This is a genomic window from Catenulispora acidiphila DSM 44928, from assembly GCF_000024025.1.
Taxonomy (GTDB): domain Bacteria; phylum Actinomycetota; class Actinomycetes; order Streptomycetales; family Catenulisporaceae; genus Catenulispora; species Catenulispora acidiphila.
In genome coordinates, this window is the sequence record NC_013131.1 from 2149811 (window position 1) to 2164500 (window position 14690).

15 protein-coding genes are annotated in these 14690 nt (G+C 68.9%); 6 read left to right on the plus strand and 9 right to left on the minus strand.

Features of this window, described 5'->3' with window-relative positions; genetic code table 11:
- Positions 1–30 precede the first annotated feature (30 nt).
- On the minus strand, positions 31–735 hold the full coding sequence (locus CACI_RS09440; protein WP_012786108.1) for a hypothetical protein: 705 nt from the start codon (positions 733–735) through the stop codon (positions 31–33).
- Positions 732–1697, minus strand: a complete 966-nt coding sequence (locus CACI_RS09445; RefSeq protein ID WP_143765188.1) for an ABC transporter ATP-binding protein — start codon at positions 1695–1697, stop codon at positions 732–734. Before CACI_RS09445 ends, CACI_RS09440 begins: the two co-directional genes overlap by 4 nt.
- A gap of 131 nt (positions 1698–1828) precedes the next feature.
- Here CACI_RS09445 and CACI_RS45325 point away from each other — a divergent pair, with 131 nt between their 5' ends.
- Positions 1829–3004 (plus strand): sensor histidine kinase, encoded by a 1176-nt coding sequence (locus CACI_RS45325; protein WP_012786110.1) that lies wholly within the window; start codon positions 1829–1831, stop codon positions 3002–3004.
- A complete protein-coding gene (locus CACI_RS09455) occupies positions 3001–3603 on the plus strand; it encodes a response regulator transcription factor (protein ID WP_012786111.1) in 603 nt (200 codons plus the stop codon). The genes CACI_RS45325 and CACI_RS09455 overlap by 4 nt, the downstream gene beginning before the upstream one ends.
- A 130-nt stretch (positions 3604–3733) precedes the next feature.
- On the opposite strand, the gene CACI_RS09460 is transcribed toward CACI_RS09455, so the two are convergent.
- Positions 3734–4585, minus strand: coding sequence for an IS5-like element ISCaac1 family transposase (locus CACI_RS09460; RefSeq protein WP_012786061.1), 852 nt, complete (start codon positions 4583–4585; stop codon positions 3734–3736).
- A gap of 135 nt (positions 4586–4720) precedes the next feature.
- Complete coding sequence (locus CACI_RS09465) at positions 4721–6160, minus strand: S53 family peptidase (protein ID WP_012786112.1); 1440 nt, start codon at positions 6158–6160, stop codon at positions 4721–4723.
- 663 nt (positions 6161–6823) lie between these two features.
- Between CACI_RS09465 and CACI_RS09470 the strand changes: the two genes are divergently transcribed.
- The gene (locus CACI_RS09470) at positions 6824–7027 is read left to right on the plus strand and encodes a cold-shock protein (protein WP_012786113.1); all 204 of its coding nucleotides are present in this window, start codon (positions 6824–6826) and stop codon (positions 7025–7027) included.
- Positions 7028–7170: 143 nt separating this feature from the next.
- A complete protein-coding gene (locus CACI_RS09475; protein WP_012786114.1) occupies positions 7171–7506 on the plus strand; it encodes an RNA polymerase-binding protein RbpA in 336 nt (111 codons plus the stop codon).
- Between the two features lie 196 nt (positions 7507–7702).
- On the opposite strand, the gene CACI_RS09480 is transcribed toward CACI_RS09475, so the two are convergent.
- From CACI_RS09480 to CACI_RS09495, 4 genes are all read right to left on the minus strand, one after another.
- Positions 7703–8566, minus strand: a complete 864-nt coding sequence (locus CACI_RS09480) for a S1 family peptidase (RefSeq protein WP_012786115.1) — start codon at positions 8564–8566, stop codon at positions 7703–7705.
- Positions 8567–8757: 191 nt separating this feature from the next.
- The gene (locus CACI_RS09485; protein ID WP_041541435.1) at positions 8758–8964 is read right to left on the minus strand and encodes a ferredoxin; all 207 of its coding nucleotides are present in this window, start codon (positions 8962–8964) and stop codon (positions 8758–8760) included.
- Between the two features lie 20 nt (positions 8965–8984).
- Complete coding sequence (locus CACI_RS09490) at positions 8985–10187, minus strand: cytochrome P450 (protein ID WP_012786117.1); 1203 nt, start codon at positions 10185–10187, stop codon at positions 8985–8987.
- Between the two features lie 171 nt (positions 10188–10358).
- Entirely contained in the window at positions 10359–10889 is a 531-nt protein-coding gene (locus CACI_RS09495) for a helix-turn-helix domain-containing protein (protein ID WP_012786118.1), read from the minus strand.
- A 74-nt stretch (positions 10890–10963) separates the two neighbouring features.
- Here CACI_RS09495 and CACI_RS09500 point away from each other — a divergent pair, with 74 nt between their 5' ends.
- Positions 10964–12268: an alpha/beta hydrolase gene (locus CACI_RS09500; protein ID WP_012786119.1), complete on the plus strand. Its 1305-nt coding sequence runs from the start codon at positions 10964–10966 to the stop codon at positions 12266–12268.
- A gap of 307 nt (positions 12269–12575) precedes the next feature.
- Positions 12576–13934: a recombinase family protein gene (locus CACI_RS09505; RefSeq protein ID WP_012786120.1), complete on the plus strand. Its 1359-nt coding sequence runs from the start codon at positions 12576–12578 to the stop codon at positions 13932–13934.
- Between the two features lie 57 nt (positions 13935–13991).
- Here the strand turns inward: CACI_RS09505 and CACI_RS09510 are convergent, their stop codons facing one another.
- Positions 13992–14618, minus strand: coding sequence for a CGNR zinc finger domain-containing protein (locus CACI_RS09510; protein ID WP_012786121.1), 627 nt, complete (start codon positions 14616–14618; stop codon positions 13992–13994).
- Between the last annotated feature and the right edge of the window lie 72 nt (positions 14619–14690).

Consider the following 14690-nt stretch of genomic DNA (forward strand, 5'->3'; position numbering starts at 1 on the left):
CAGGGCGTCGCTGAATGCGGCGCCCTGTTTCTAGTTACGCGGCTCCCACCGGAAGCAAGCGCGCGCGGCCCACGCCCCGGCGATCGCCCACGCCAGACATGCCGCGAGCAGGATGGGGACTGACGACAGGCTTCCGCCGTTCCAGGCTATGGAGATCAGCTCCGCGATCGCGCCGCCGGGCAGGGCTCGCTTGACGGCGATCGGTCCGCCGAGGGTGGGTGCCTGGAACCATACTGCGGCGGCGGTGGCCACGAGGAAGATCGGCGCCGTCATGTATTGGGCGTGTTCGGGGGAGTTCGAGAAGCCGGCGGTGGCCAGGGCCAGTCCGGTGAACATGGTCTCGGCGAGGAGTACGGCCGCGATCAGGAGGAGGGGGTTGGCGGGGGCGTTTTTGGACGCCAGGATGCCGTAGACCACTGCGACCTGGACGATGTTCACCGTGACGACGGGAAGCAAGAGTCCTGTGATGATGCTTCGGTCGGAGATCGCCGCGCCGCGCATCCGCTTCAGGTAGAGGGTCTGGCGGCGGGCGGCGAGGGTCGTCGTGGCGGTCACGTAGGTGCCCATCGCGGCCATCATCACGCATTGCACGCCGGCGAGGGCGCCTCCGGCCTTTTCTGTGTCCCTGCCCACGAAGAGGAACAGTCCGAAGGCGAGGGGGAGCAGGAGGGCGCAGCCGGCGACGAGCCGGTTGCGCAGGAGCATCTTCGTCTCGGCGATGGCTATGGCGTTCACGCGTTCGTCCTCTCGTAGCTTGATGACGGGTCTGCCGCTTCCGGTGCCTCGTGCCGTAGCGAGCGGAAGATGTCGTCGAGTCCTGATTCGCGGACGGTGAATCGCGCCAGCCGGTGATCGTGCTCGGCTGCCCAGGTCATCAGTGCGGTCACGTCTTGCTGCACTTGCCGGGTCTCGATCACCGCCAAGCCGTTCTCCGTCCTCGCCAACGGGATCGGGATGTCGCTGACGGCGCCGGGCGGCACGAAACGGATCGTGCTGACGCCGCCCTCGGTCAGCTCCGCGACCGTGCCCTCGCGCCGGATCGAGCCGGCGTGCATCAGCCCCACGCGATCGGCGTGCTTCTCAGCCTCCTCCAGGTAGTGGGTCGTCAGGACGAAGGTGGCGCCGTCGGCCTTCAGGTCTTCGACGACCGACCACAGCGCCTCGCGCGACGCGGGGTCCAGACCGGTCGTCGGCTCGTCGAGGAAGACCAGTTCCGGACCGCCCCAGATCGCCATCGCGAAGTCGACGCGCCGCTTCTCCCCGCCGGAGAGCTGCGCGACGCGCGTGCCGCCGCGATGGCTGATGCCCACGCGTTCCAGCACCTTCCCGACGTCGTCACGGCGTCCCGAGATCGCTCCGGCCAGCGCCACGCTCTCGCGCACGCTGAGCTCGGCGGCGAGTCCGGAGTCCTGGAGCATGATGCCCATGCGCGGCCGGATGTGCCGCCGGTCGGACGGAGCGCCTCCCAGGACTGTGACCTGGCCGGACGTCGCCGCGCGGTGGCCTTCGAGCACTTCGAGCGTCGTGGTCTTGCCCGCGCCGTTCGTACCCAGCAGCGCATAGAGTTCGCCGCGCCGGATGCGCAGATCGACGTCCCGGACGGCGACGTGAGGCTTCTTCGCCGGTCCGGACTTCGCCCGATAGGCGAAGCTCACCGCCCGTGCCTCGATGATGGTTTCCCGTGTGGATGGCTCCATGTCCTCAACGATCTCCGTCGGCGGCGGCGCCGCGTAGTGCCGTGTTCTCACCGCCTCGCATGACATGTGTCAGGTTGGATCATGACCTTCTTGGCATTTCGCGGCTGCTCCGCGGGCCATATGGTGACCAGATGACACCGGTGATCCACGGCGACTGGTCGGACAGCGACGCCGACATCCCCGCCCTGGCCCGGATGCGGCGGTACACGACGGGGACCGTGGTCGTTCTCGTTGCGGGGTACGTGCTCCTGGTCGCCGGGGGGAGCCGCTCGCTGTGGAGTCTGGTCGCCACGCTCGGCATCGGGGCGCTGGTCTGCTGGCAGTGCTTGTACTGGGAGCGAGGGGCGCCGAAAGCCCTCGCCGCGGTGACCGTCAGCGCTTCCTACGTCCTGCTGTGGCTCATCCTCGGGACCCACGGCAGCCCGATCGGCGGCGTCGGCTTCGCCCTGTCGGCCGGACTCGTGGTGACCACGCCGCCGTTCACGAAGTGGCCGTGGACCGCCCTGGCCATCGGCCTCGGGGTATTGCCCGCGCTGGTCTTCGGGGCGGAACGCGGCAATGTCATCGGCGCGGGCGTCATGATGGCGAGCTCCGTGGCGCTGTTCCGCGTCAACCGCTTCGGGTTCGGGCTCTTCCTGGACGTCGACCAAGCGCGGCGCGCGACGGCCGAACTCGCCGTCATGCGCGAGCGTTACCGCTTCGCCGCCGATCTGCACGACATCCAGGGGCAGGCGCTGCATGTCAGCCGTCTGAAGCTCCGGCTGGCGGACAAGCTGCTCGCCGAGGACCCGGCCGTCGCCAGAACGCATCTGCGCGAAGCCGAGCAGCTCATCGCGGACGCGATCGCCGAGACCCGGCGGCTGGCCTACGGGCAGCGGACGCTGACGTTCGCCGGGGAGTTGGCCAACTCCGAGTCGCTCATCCGGGCGGCCGGGATCTCGTTCGAGGTCGCCGGCGCGGCGCCGGTCGGCCACCGGCTGGATGAGCTGTTCGGCCTCGTGGTGCGTGAGGCGACCACCAACCTGCTGCGCCACGCTCAAGCCGAGCACGTCGCCATCACACTGCGGCCGGACTCGGTGCGCATCGTCAACGACGGCGCGGAGGAGGCGACACGCACGCTGAGCGGTCTGGCGCGCCTGGGGGAGCGGTTCGCCGCAGCCGGCGGCGTGCTGGTGACGTCGCAGGAGGGGCGGACGTTCACGACGTGGGCGCGGGATGCGGCGAGTGATGCGGCGCCTGACGCGTCTGCCGCGCCTAATGCATCTGAAGCGCCGAAGGTGTCCAACCCACGAGGCCCACGCGCATGATCCGCGTCCTGCTCGTCGACGACGAGACCCTCCTGCGCACCGCCCTGGCCAGCCTCCTCAGCCTGTCCGGCGAGATCGAGATCGTCGCCCAGGCCGCCGACGGCCTCACCGCCGTCGCCCTCGCCGAGACCTGCGACCCCGACGTCATCGTCCTCGACCTCGAGATGCCCGGCATCGACGGCATCGAGACCGTCCGCCGCATCATCGCCGCCCGCCCCGCCCAAGCCGTCGTCATGCTCACCCGCCACGGCCGAGCCGGCGTCCTGCGCATGGCCCTCGCCGCCGGCGTCCGCGGATTCCTCCTGAAATCCGTGGACCCCACCGAACTCGAACGCGTCATCATCCACGTCCACAGCGGCAAACGCTGGATCGACGCCGAAGTGTCCGCCGCCGCCATGACCGACGACTGCCCCCTCACCGACCGCGAACTCGACACCCTCCGCCTCACCACAGAAGGCCTCTCCGTCCGCGAAATCAGCACCCGCCTCCACCTCGCGTCCGGCACAATCCGCAACTACCTGTCCTCAGCAATGCAAAAAACCGGCGGTTCCTCCCGCCACGCCGCCGCCCGAGTGGCGCGGGAGCGCGGGTGGCTTTGACCGGATTGTGACGTGCGAAACGCAAAAGCGATTTCCACCGTCGTCAAAGCCTCGCCGACCGCACCCGAAGGTCCGGTCGGCGAGCTGCTTCTGAAAAAAACCCGACTAAGAGCGACCGCCACTTGATGGTTTAGGGGAGTCGGCGGCTGGTCGGTCGGGTGTCCCAGCGGTAGCGCTTGCGGGCTCGGCGGATGAGTGCACGGACGGTGACGAACGCGGCGGCGAGGTAGAGGTAGAAGTCGACGATCTCGCCGTCGCGTTCGAAACAGCGGCGGATCTTGCCGTAGCCGTTCATCCAGCTCTGGCTGCGTTCCACGACCCATCGCTTGCCGACCTGGATCGGAGCCGGCACCCCCTTGGCGGCTATCTCGCCGATCAGGTGGTGGTCGTCGAGGACCTTGCGGCACGGTTTGCCGTTGTAGGCGGAGTCCAGGTGGATCGTGGCTCTGTCCGGTAGGTGTCCGACCTGCTGTTTCGCTGCCTCGATGGTGGGTTCCAGCAGCTTTGAGTCGTGTCGGTTGGCGCCGGCCGAGGCCAGGCCGAGCGGAACGCCGTCGCCGTCGACCAAGGTGGAGCGTTTCAAGCCCTGCTTGGCGCGGTCGACCGGTGAGGGTCCGGCCTTGTCGCCTTTGCATGGGGCTTTGGTGTGGCAGCCGTCGGCGGACAGGTCGTGGAGGTCCAGGCCGATCATCGTGTCGTAGGCGGCCAGCACAATCCGGTGGAGTTCCTGTGCCAGGCCTATGTGGGCCCATTGCTTGACGCGGCGGCGGATGGTGGTCGCGGAGCACCCTTGCGAGGCGATCCGCTCGTACCCCGAACCGTGGACCAGGGCGTCCACGACGTGCCGGAACACGACCAGGTCCGGTATCCGGCGGCGGTGGCATCCCCACGGATGGGCCGGGTCGAACTCGGGCCGTTCGGGCAGCAGAGCTGCGAACTGGTCCCACAACACATCGAACAGAGATGATGGGACTGCAGGCACGGATCCTCCGGCGGTTACGAAGCGTAGAGAACTCCGAGATCACCGGGATCCGTGCCTGTCTGTCAATCCCCTCAATCACTTGCCGTCCACAGCCAGCTGCACCCCATCAAGTGGCGGTCGCTCTAAGACCAGGTGTCAGTGCCCCTGATCCTCCCGGTTGCCCTGATTGCTCGGGGCGGAGGCGGCGATCGCCAGGGCCGGGACGAAGCGGGCTCCGTCGATGGTGCCCCAGCCGGTGGCCATGTCGTAGCCGGGTCCGGCGTTCGGGCCGGTGACGCCGTTGTCGCTGATGTTGCCGACGGTCACGTCCTGGATGCCGGTGTACTTGCCGAAGGCCGGGTTCTTCGACACCTGGCCCAGTTCGTACAGGGCCGGGTTGATGTTGCCGAGGCGGTGGCCGGCGGCCTGGGCGGCGAGGGCGACGACGCCGGACATGATCGGGCAGGACTCGCTGGTGCCGGCGATCAGGTGCCAGCCCGGGTTGGTGAAGCTGTAGTACACCCATGCCGCGCCGGACAGGGTGGCGCTGAAGGAGACGTCGGGGGTGCCGCGCTGGGCGCCGACGACGCTCTTGACGCTGTTCTGGTAGTCCGGGCGCTTGAAGACGTGGGACTGGCCGCCGCCGCCGACGACGCCGCCCGGGTAGAGCAGGTCGTTGTCGTTGCCGGTGACGTCGGGCGCCAGGCGCTTGCCGGTGTCGTCGATCGCCGGGTACGTGCCGCCGATCGAGGTGACCAGCGGGTCGGAGGAGGGCCAGGAGTTCGCCGCGTACGGGAAGAAGCCGTTGCCGTCGAGGGTCTGGCTGGTCACGCCGTTGTCGCCGGAGGAGCCCAGCACGGTCACGTGGTGCGCCGCGGCGTCCTTGAACGCGTAGCGCAGGTTCGTCAGCGAGGAGTAGTCGTGCTGGTCGAACCCGGGGAACGTGTCCTCGGTCGCGCCGAAGCTCTGCGAGATCACGTCCGGGACCCCGGCGTCGATGAGCGACTTCTCAGCGTTCATCATCTCCGGCAGGCCCGTGACGCCCTCGGTCTCGGCGACCGCGGTCTCGGCCAGCACGATCTTCGCGCCGGGGGCGATCGCGTGCGCGTACTCGACGTCCAGCGTCGTCTCGTCGGCCCACCCGACCATGGTGGAGTCGGTCGGGTCGAACGCCGGGATGGTCCCGAACTGCCGCACGTCCACCTTGGTGTCCGGCAGACCCCACTGCTTGTCGAAGACGTCCAAGTCGGCCTGGATGGTCGGCGATCCGTAGGAGTCGACGATCACGATCGTCTTCCCCCGACCGGTGATCCCCGCCTGGTACAGGGGGTTCAGGTCATAGGCACTGCGGTACTGCAGAGGGCTGTAGCAGTTGATACCGAGCTGAGCCTTGCATTGCGAGGTCGGCAACGGCGTCGGCAGATCAGCCACCTCCCGGCTCCCCCAGGTCATGGGGTGCGCCTGGACGCTCTTGCCGGACCCCTGGATCCCCGCCGACGTCACAGTGGACGCAGCAGAGGAAGCAGCCAGGGCGAACGCGCTCGCGATCGCGAGGGACAGCGCGCCGGCACGGGTGGCACGTTTGCGGGTGCTCATTTGACTCCTAGTCTTTGGAAAACACCCCAATGGGACAGTGCACTGTGCACATCAGCGAAAAGGCGCACCGAGCGCAATGGCACAAGCCCGCGCTTGATGGAATCGTTATCAGGCGCGAGGGGTTTTCCCTAGGCGCCACGGCGCTGGTTTAGGCGACATGCCGAAGCGTTATTCCGCCGACGTAGATGCAGGCGCCTATGCCCGGAGGGCGGCGGCGTGTGCGCTGGGGAGGGCGGCTTGAGCGTCTCCCCCCCAGGGCTTCCGCATGGGCCGTCAGGCGCGGTCGGCGGGGTTCGTGGGCCCAGCGGGTCCTTCTTCAGGGTGTGCGAAGCTGTCAAAAAGCCTCGAAAACCACCAACCGATCGCACCCGCACATAAGTCCGAAGCACCTATTAAATGGTGAACCCTGGTCCACTCGGCGGGAAGTACGTTCGAGCAGCTCTGGGAGCCTTCCGGCCGGTCTCCATACCGGCCGGAACCTGGGCTGTTGCGCTGCTCCGGCGGGATCGATCAAGGGCTGTCCGGCCGCATGTAAGACCCGCTTCGGGCTTGAAGGCTGCGACCTGGACGATTAGTTGTAGGCCGGACGCCGTAGGTCGTGCGATAGTTGGCTAGCGCACGCGTCCCCACAAGGTGGGTGTGGCCGCAGTATCGAGGAGATTCATGGCAACCGGCAAAGTCAAGTGGTTCAACGGCGAAAAGGGCTTCGGCTTCATCGAGCAGGACGGTGGGGGCCCGGACGTCTTCGTCCACTTCTCCGCGATCAGCGGCAGCGGCTACCGCAACCTGGAAGAGAACCAGGCGGTGGAGTTCAACGTGACCCAGGGCCCCAAGGGCCCGCAGGCTGAGGACGTCCGCGGCCTGTAAGGCGCCGACGCGCCAGCTCGGACACCGCCCTGTCCCTGATGTACGGGGGCAGGGCCCGGTGTTCTCGTGGTGTGATGGTCAGGCGCACTCGGCAGTCCGTTCGAGGTGACCGCCGGGACGCTTCGAGTCCGGGGAGGCTGGCTATGTCACGCAGCAGTGGAATCCGTGGAAGCAGGATCGGCGCCGGCCCGATGGGCGAGTCCGATCGTGGCAATTCTGTCGAGCGCGTCGTGGTGACCTTTTGGTGCGCCGACGGCCACTCGACCCCGGCAGTGTTCGCCGCCGAGGCGGTCGTGCCGGAGACCTGGGAGTGTCAGACGTGCGGTCAGCCCGCTGGGCTCGACCGGGACAATCCGCCGCCGGCAGCGCTGGCGGCACCGTTCAAGACCCATCTGGCCTATGTCCGCGAGCGGCGCAGCGACGCCGACGGCGAGAAGCTGCTCGCCGAGGCGCTGGCCAAGCTCCGGCAGGGCCGCTGACGGTCTGGACGGTGTAAACGGTCTGGACGGCCTGAACGGTCTGGACGGTCGATCCTGACGAACGTGTTCTCAAGGTCGGGTCCCGCCTCCGCGATGGAAATCGCGGAGGCGGGACCCGACCTTTTGCCAGCTGTTCTCGGTCAGGTCCCGCAGCGCGCGGCTACGGCTACGGCTACGGCTACGGCTACGGCCACGCCTACGGCTTCGGCAGCAGGCAGCCGGGGGTCGACAGGTTGATCGCGTTCGACGCGGTCAGGCACGTTGTGAGCCAGTACGTCTCCTGCCCGTACCCCTGCCCCTTGTGCTCGGTCGTGGTGCCGTCGGAGCCGACCTCGCACGGGTTGTCCAGCGTGCACATCTGGCCGTCCTCGTTGATCGTGTTGTTCACGCCGACGACCTGGCCGGTGGCGGTATCCACGTCAGGCGAGCCGGAGCTGCCGCCGATGACGGCGCACCCGGTCGCGCCGTAGCGCAGCGAGTCGTGCCAGGTCCACTGGTCCTCCTCCACCGTGCCGGCGAAGCCGTTCAGGGTGCAGCGCCAGGTCCGGTCCCAGTAGGCCGACGGGATGGCGATGGAGGTGTTGGCCGCCGGGTGGCTCGCCGATATGGTCAGCGGCGTCGCGCCGTACTGGCTGCTCAGCGCGGCGAACGTGGTGGTGAGTTCGTACACTGAGATGTCCGTGTCGGTCATCGTCGCGTACAGCAGCTTGTCCGCGCGCACGGTGGCCAGGCGCCGGCCGGAGGAGTTCAGCAGCGTGCCGGAGCGGCTGCTGGCCACGTTCTGCAGGACCTCCCCGGCCGAGGGCATCCCGCCCTCGAAGCAGTGCCCGGCGGTGAGCATCAGGGCGCGGTCGCTGCTGAGCGAGGTGGGGTAGCGCACGAGCGAGGCCGAGCAGTCGTTCAGGGCGATGGTGCTCGCCAGGGTGACGCTGACGTTCGGACGGGCCGCGGTGTCCGCGGCCGGCGCGGGGTGCGCGCTCGCGGATCCGGCGGTCAGGGTGAGAGCGGCCGCGAGGGTCACGGCCGCGGCGGCGAACATCGCCGCGGTTCGCTTGAGCATGGGATCTCCATGGGGCGAGGGGGTGGTGGCATCTGCCTGTCGGCACGCGGAGCGTAGGAACGAATCCGGCAGGTGTCAACGGATCCTGATATAAACGGCGCAATGAGAACGCCGTCGCGGGCACGCTGCCCCCGATTCCGGGGACGCGCCCACGACGGCGCCGGCGCAGCCATCAGGCCTCGCCAGAGAAATCAGCCGGCGTCCTCCTCGATGAGCGTGATCGCCGAAGCCGGGCACAGATTCGCCGCGTCCCGTACCGCGAACCGGTGCCCGGCCGCCGGCTCGGACTCGAGCACCACGACCAGACCCTCGTCCTCGTCCTGGTCGAAGACCTCCGGCGCGTTCAGAGCACACATCCCGGCGCCCATGCACTTGCCCCGGTCGGCCTCGACCCGCATCGTCACGCCCCCGTCCGGGCTCACCATGCGATCGGCAGGCGGTGCACGCCGTAGATGAGCATGTCGTGGCGGAACGGGATCTGCTCGAAGGGGACCGCCAAGCGCAGGTTCGGCAGCCCGGTGAGCAGCACGTCCAGCGCGATCTGCAGCTCGGCGCGGGCCAGCGGCTGACCCAGGCACTGGTGCACGCCGAAGCCGAAGGCGAGATGGCGCCGGGCGTCGCGGCCGACGTCCAGGCTGTCGGCGTCGGGGAACGCCTCGGAGTCGCGGTTGGCCGTGTTGATCATCAGCAGCACGCCGTCCCCGGCGCGGATCGTGCGGCCGTTCAGCTCGACGTCCTCGGTCGCGACCCGGGGCAGCCCGGTGTGCACGATCGACAGGTAGCGCAGCAGCTCCTCCACGGCGCCGCGGATCAGACCGGGATCGCTGCGCAGCCGCGCCATCTGCTCCGGATCGCGCAGCAGCGTGAGGATCGACAGCGAGGTCATGTTCGCGGTCGTCTCGTGCCCGGCGACGAGCAGCAGCGTGCCCATCGTGGCGACCTCGTCGGGGGAGAGGTCCTCGCGGCGCATCAGGCGGCTGATGATGTCCTCGTCGTCGCTGTCCCGCTTGGATTCGGCGAGCTGCTTGATGTACGTGTTCAGGTCGTCGCGGGCTTGGTGGACCTGCTCGGCCGTGGAGTTGGCGTTCAGCAGGGTGCTGCTGCACTTCTGGAAGTACGCGTGGTCCTGGTACGGCACGCCGAGCAGCAGGCAGATCACCAGCGAGGGCAACGGGAGCGCGAACTCGGCGACCAGGTCGGCGTGGTCGCGGTCGCGGGTCATCGCGTCCAGCAGCTCCACGGCGATCGCCCGGACCTGCGGCCGCATCTCCTCGACCCGCTTGATGATGAAGTCCGAGGTGAGCATGCGGCGCAGCCGGGCGTGTTCGGGATCGTCCATCCGGATGAAGGTGGGGTTCCCCGTGGCCAGTTCCCTGCGTCCCGGACTGAGGAACGGGAACCCGTCCTTGGTGCCGTCGGCACTGAACCGGCGGTCCTGCAACACCGCTCGGACGTCCTGATGCCGGGTGAGCATCCACGCCGTCGAGCCGTCGAACAGTCTCACCGGGGCGACAGGGTCCTGCTCGCGCGCCAGATCGTAGGCGGGCGGCGGGTCGAACGGACAGGTTCCGCGTTCGGCGGGGACGGCGAGGACTTCGGTCGAGGTGTCCGCGAGAGTCATACGCCTGATCCTTTCCAGGTGGCACAAGTTAGCTTTGGTACGCTAACTAACTGACCGTCAGCCTAGCTCACGCATGGTGATGAATAAAGGGGAGGATCGAGGATTGAAACGGTACGAATCGGGGGAGCGTGCCGTCTCAGGGCTTTGACGAGGCCGAACGATCGACGCGTATCAGGACTGTTCGATAGGGAAGAGGATCGGGCTCACCAGATATTGAGCCCGGCCCTCCTGCGCCTCGTTCCCCAGCGCCGGCAGGATCGCCACGCGCAGCGCCCCTATCAGCGCCTCGAGCTCCCGCGGGCTGAGCCAGACCGCGTGCTGCCGGTAGCCGACCTGGTCGGCGACCGGATCAGAGTCCTGACGTTCCAGGTACGCCGCGAACTCGGCCTGCAGCGCGGCGGTCGCGGCGGCGAAGCCCACCCGGTGGTCGTCCTTGGTCAGCGCGGCGATCTGCGCGGCGTCGATGCCGGCCCGCTCCCCGCGCAGCCGGTAGTGCCGCTCGACGGCGCCGCGCACCCGCCGCTCCTCGGCGACCTGGAGGACCCCGGCCTCGGTCAGCAGCTCCAGGTGGCGGTAGACGGTGGCCCGGGAGACGTCGCCGAGGCGGTCGCCGAGCCCGCCGGCGGTCAGGACGCGGCCGCCGCGCAGCGCGTGGATGATGCGCAGCCGGACCGGGTGCGCCAGCAGCTTCAGCGGGTCCATGGACCAACGATCTCATAGATGCTACCTTTCTCAAAGATGCGAAAGGTATGAACTCGCACAACCCCAGGGGAGTCATGGAAGCGATCACTGACCCGGCCGCACTGGCGGCGCGCTTCGTCGAACTGGCCGACCGGGGAGAGTGGCAGGACATCGAAGCGCTCTTCGCCCCGAGGCTGCGCGCCGTGGTGTCCGCCGAGGCGGTCCAGGCCGGCTGGACCACCGAGGCCGCGCCGCTCGGCGACCTCGCCGGGCTCGGCGCCCCGCAGATCGAGGCGGCCGGCGAGGGTCTGACGCGCGTGAGCGTCCCGGTCAGCTTCGCCAAGGGCGACCTCACGGTCGTCATCGCCACCGCCGACGACGGACTCCTGCACGGCTTGCGCCTGGCGGCGGCGTCCGGCGAGTGGCCCGTGCCGTCCTACGCCGCCCCGAAGCGTTTCGCAGAACACGAAGCCGTCGTCGGCGAGGGCCCGCTCGCCGTCCCCGGCACGCTGACCGTGCCCCGCGGCACCGGTCCCTTCCCGGCCGCGATCCTGCTCTCCGGCGGAGGTCCCTTCGACCGCGACGGTACCGCCGGTCCGCTCAAGCCGCTCAAGGACCTCGCCTGGGGTCTGGCGAGCAACGGCGTGGCGAGCCTGCGCTTCGACAAGGTGGGCGCGGTGCACGCCGAGGTCCTCGCCGAGATGCCCGAGTTCACGGCTGCCGACGAGTACCTGCCCTACGCCCGCGACGCCTTCCGGCAGCTCCGGCAGAACCCTGAGATCGATCCCGACCGCATCCACATCGTCGGCCACAGCATGGGCGCCAAGATGGCGCCGCGAATGGCTGAGGCGGAACCGGGTATTGCGGGGCTCGTGCTCATGGCGGCGGACTCCGTGCCGATGCAGCGCTCCGTGGTGCGCACGGTGCGCTACCTCGTCACGCTCGGCCTGGTTCCGGCCGAGACGGTGACCGCGATCGAGCAGCAGGCCGCCGTCGTGGAGAGCGCCGATCTGTCGTCCTCGACGCCGACCGACGACCTCCCGCTCGGCTACTCCGGCGCCTACTGGCTCGATCTGCGGGCCTACGATCCTGTGGCCACCGCGGCCAAACTGCCGCAGCCGATGCTGATTCTGCAGGGCGGCCGCGACTACCAGGTCACCGAAGCCGACGATCTCGCGCTGTGGCGCGCCGGTCTCAGCGATCGCGAGGACGTGGAGATCCGCGTCCACGCCGCCGACAACCACATGTTCGTCCCCGGCGCCGGACCCTCGACGCCGGTGGAGTACTCGGTCCCGGGGAACATCGACCCGGCGGTGATCGAGGACATCGTGCGATGGCTTGATCCCCAGACACCGCGCGGTAAGCGGCTGTTCTCCGGAATGCGAGGGCGGAGAAGCTGAACTTTCCACGCCTTCATGATTTCTTAAGAATTCCGCCGCTGGTCAAAAACGCACCCGGGAGAAGTTGCATACGAGTTACTCACGCGGGTGTAAAGTCCTCGGCGAGATAGGGTGTTCCTATTGGGAATTCGTTCGAGAGCCCCGATGCCGGGACTCCAGGCTGGTGTGCACGTGGGAGCGCGTGTGGTCTCACGCGTCGTGACCGACAGAGTCCGGATCGTTCCCGTTAACAAGCTGTGACCTGGGTTTCCGTCGGTCCGCTCTCCCGATCTCCTATCGCGCGTAGTAGATTCCCTGTGTGGTTGACATGCGAGAGCCGCTCTTCGCGGCGGGTATCTACTGCTGCGTACCGCACATCGACGACGACGATCAGAGCACTGTCGACGTCCGGGAGCTCAAGTGCCGCGAGTACGCGCGGTCCCGCCGGCTCCACGTCACGGCTGCGGCGGTGCAGGCCGACGCGGTTCGCACGGTGTGGAAGACCAAGGGCGTCAAGCCGGGCTGGGCGGCGACGCTCGCGGCCGTGGAGCGCAAGAAGATCAATGACCTGATTCTCTACGCGCCCGGCTCCCTCCTGCGCCACCGCGCGAACGACCTGGTCCGCCTGCTGAACGCCAGCGAGCGCAACGGGATCGTGCTGCACAGCGTCGGCGACGAATGGGACCTGGCCGACCCGGCGCAGCGCCGCACCCTGACCGACCGCGCGTCGGTCGCGTGCCGCGCCGCGCAAGCGGTCTCCCGTGCTTCTCGCGCCGCCCACCGAGGCGCCGCCCTCGCCGGCCGCCCGCACGGCGGGGGACGCCGTGCGTTCGGCTACGAATCCGGCATGGGAGAGGTGATCCCGGCCGAGTCCAAGGTGGTCCGCGAGGTGTTCGCCCGCTTCCTCGACGGGGAGACGCTGCGCGCGATCGCGTTCGACTTGAACGATCGCAACGTGCCGACGGCGCTGGGTTCGGCGTGGACGGTCGGCGGCGTCGGCCGCATACTCGACGCCCCGCGCTACGCCGGGATCCGCGTCTTCCGCGGCCAGGTGCGCGCCGACAACGGCGGCTACCTGCGCGGCGCCTGGGAACCCTGCGTCAGCATCGAGGATTGGGAACGCGTGCGCACGCTCCGTGCCGAGCACGCGCCCCGCCCCAGCCCGACCAGCAACGGCGGCGGCCGCTCGGGCTACCTGCTCACCGGGCTGGTCGAGTGCATGGCGTGCGGACACAGCATGGTCGGCTCGGTCGTCGGCGGCTACCGCATGTACGCCTGCGCCTCGACGCGCAACCAGCCGCCGGAGGAATGCGCGCGCTCGATCGGCGCCACCTCCTTCGAACTCCACGTCCAGCAGGACGCGATCCGCATCCTGCAGGAGTGGGACGCCGCTCGCATAGCCTCGCTGCCGATGGTCGGCAACCGCCGCCCCGACCTGCGCGCTCATGAGGACGGCGAGCACGCGGCGTTCGGCGATATCCACGGCGGCGTGGTGGTGCGCTCGGCCTCGGCGATCGAGGGCATCACCATCGGTCCGGACGCCGGCCAGGACTGGCCGCGCGTGCCGATGCGGCGGCGGGCGGAGGTGCTGCGGTTCCTGTACACGGTGATCCGGGTCGGGCCGAAGACCACGAGCCGCGGGGTGTTCGATCCGGGTCGGATCGCTTTGGTGCCGCATCCGCTGTAGGGGTTGGTTTTGTCGCAGTTGTAGCGGAACCAGTTAGTTGTAGCGGAACCGCCGGAGTCACCCGGCGTTCGGATGGCGACTGCGCCAGGTGCTCTTCTTGGCCTGGTTGCCGCAGCGATCCATCGAGCACCACCGACGCGTCCCGGGTCGCGACGTGTCCAGGAACCAGGCGCCGCAGTTCGGTCCCGCGCAGTCGCGGACGCGCGCCAGGAGCGGGGACGTCGCCAGGTCGAGGGCGTCGCGCGCGATGGCGGCGAGGGTCGCGGCGATCGGGTCGGCGGCGGTGTGGGTCAGCGTGCCGTGCGCGTCGAGCACGGGGTGCGGTGTCGGCGCGGACGCCATCTTGTTGAGCAGCTTGCGCGCGTCTTGGGGGCAGTCCGCGACGGTTGTCGTGCGTGCAGCTTGCAACAGCGCGTGAACTGTTTCGCGGGTCTCGTGGGCCGCGCGGAGGGTGCGGGATGTCGGCGCGGGGATCGCGGCGTCCGGGGCGTACGGACCGAGGAGTCGTACCCACGCGATCAGCGCTTCCGGTGTGGCGAGTTCTTCGTCCGCGTCCTCCGATCCGCGCCATCTCAGGGTGCGGATGAAGTCCAGGCTCAGGCGGCCGGAACCCGCGCGGAACTCGGGGATCTCGACGGCTCCGCCGGTTTCGGCGGCCTCGGCACCCTCGGCGATCTTGGACATGCCTCCACTGTACTCCGCCCGGAACCGGTTTGACTGGTGTACATTGACGGAACCATTTAAACCGGTTCCAGC

Coding starts and splice junctions, on each gene's coding strand:
- CACI_RS09445 (WP_143765188.1), bottom strand. CDS start 1,697: ATGGAGCCATCCACACGGGAAACCATCATCGAGGCACGGGCGGTGAGC.
- CACI_RS45325 (WP_012786110.1), top strand. CDS start 1,829: ATGACACCGGTGATCCACGGCGACTGGTCGGACAGCGACGCCGACATC.
- CACI_RS09455 (WP_012786111.1), top strand. CDS start 3,001: ATGATCCGCGTCCTGCTCGTCGACGACGAGACCCTCCTGCGCACCGCC.
- CACI_RS09465 (WP_012786112.1), bottom strand. CDS start 6,160: ATGAGCACCCGCAAACGTGCCACCCGTGCCGGCGCGCTGTCCCTCGCG.
- CACI_RS09470 (WP_012786113.1), top strand. CDS start 6,824: ATGGCAACCGGCAAAGTCAAGTGGTTCAACGGCGAAAAGGGCTTCGGC.
- CACI_RS09475 (WP_012786114.1), top strand. CDS start 7,171: ATGTCACGCAGCAGTGGAATCCGTGGAAGCAGGATCGGCGCCGGCCCG.
- CACI_RS09480 (WP_012786115.1), bottom strand. CDS start 8,566: ATGCTCAAGCGAACCGCGGCGATGTTCGCCGCCGCGGCCGTGACCCTC.
- CACI_RS09485 (WP_041541435.1), bottom strand. CDS start 8,964: ATGCGGGTCGAGGCCGACCGGGGCAAGTGCATGGGCGCCGGGATGTGT.
- CACI_RS09490 (WP_012786117.1), bottom strand. CDS start 10,187: ATGACTCTCGCGGACACCTCGACCGAAGTCCTCGCCGTCCCCGCCGAA.
- CACI_RS09495 (WP_012786118.1), bottom strand. CDS start 10,889: ATGGACCCGCTGAAGCTGCTGGCGCACCCGGTCCGGCTGCGCATCATC.
- CACI_RS09500 (WP_012786119.1), top strand. CDS start 10,964: ATGGAAGCGATCACTGACCCGGCCGCACTGGCGGCGCGCTTCGTCGAA.
- CACI_RS09505 (WP_012786120.1), top strand. CDS start 12,576: ATGCGAGAGCCGCTCTTCGCGGCGGGTATCTACTGCTGCGTACCGCAC.
- CACI_RS09510 (WP_012786121.1), bottom strand. CDS start 14,618: ATGTCCAAGATCGCCGAGGGTGCCGAGGCCGCCGAAACCGGCGGAGCC.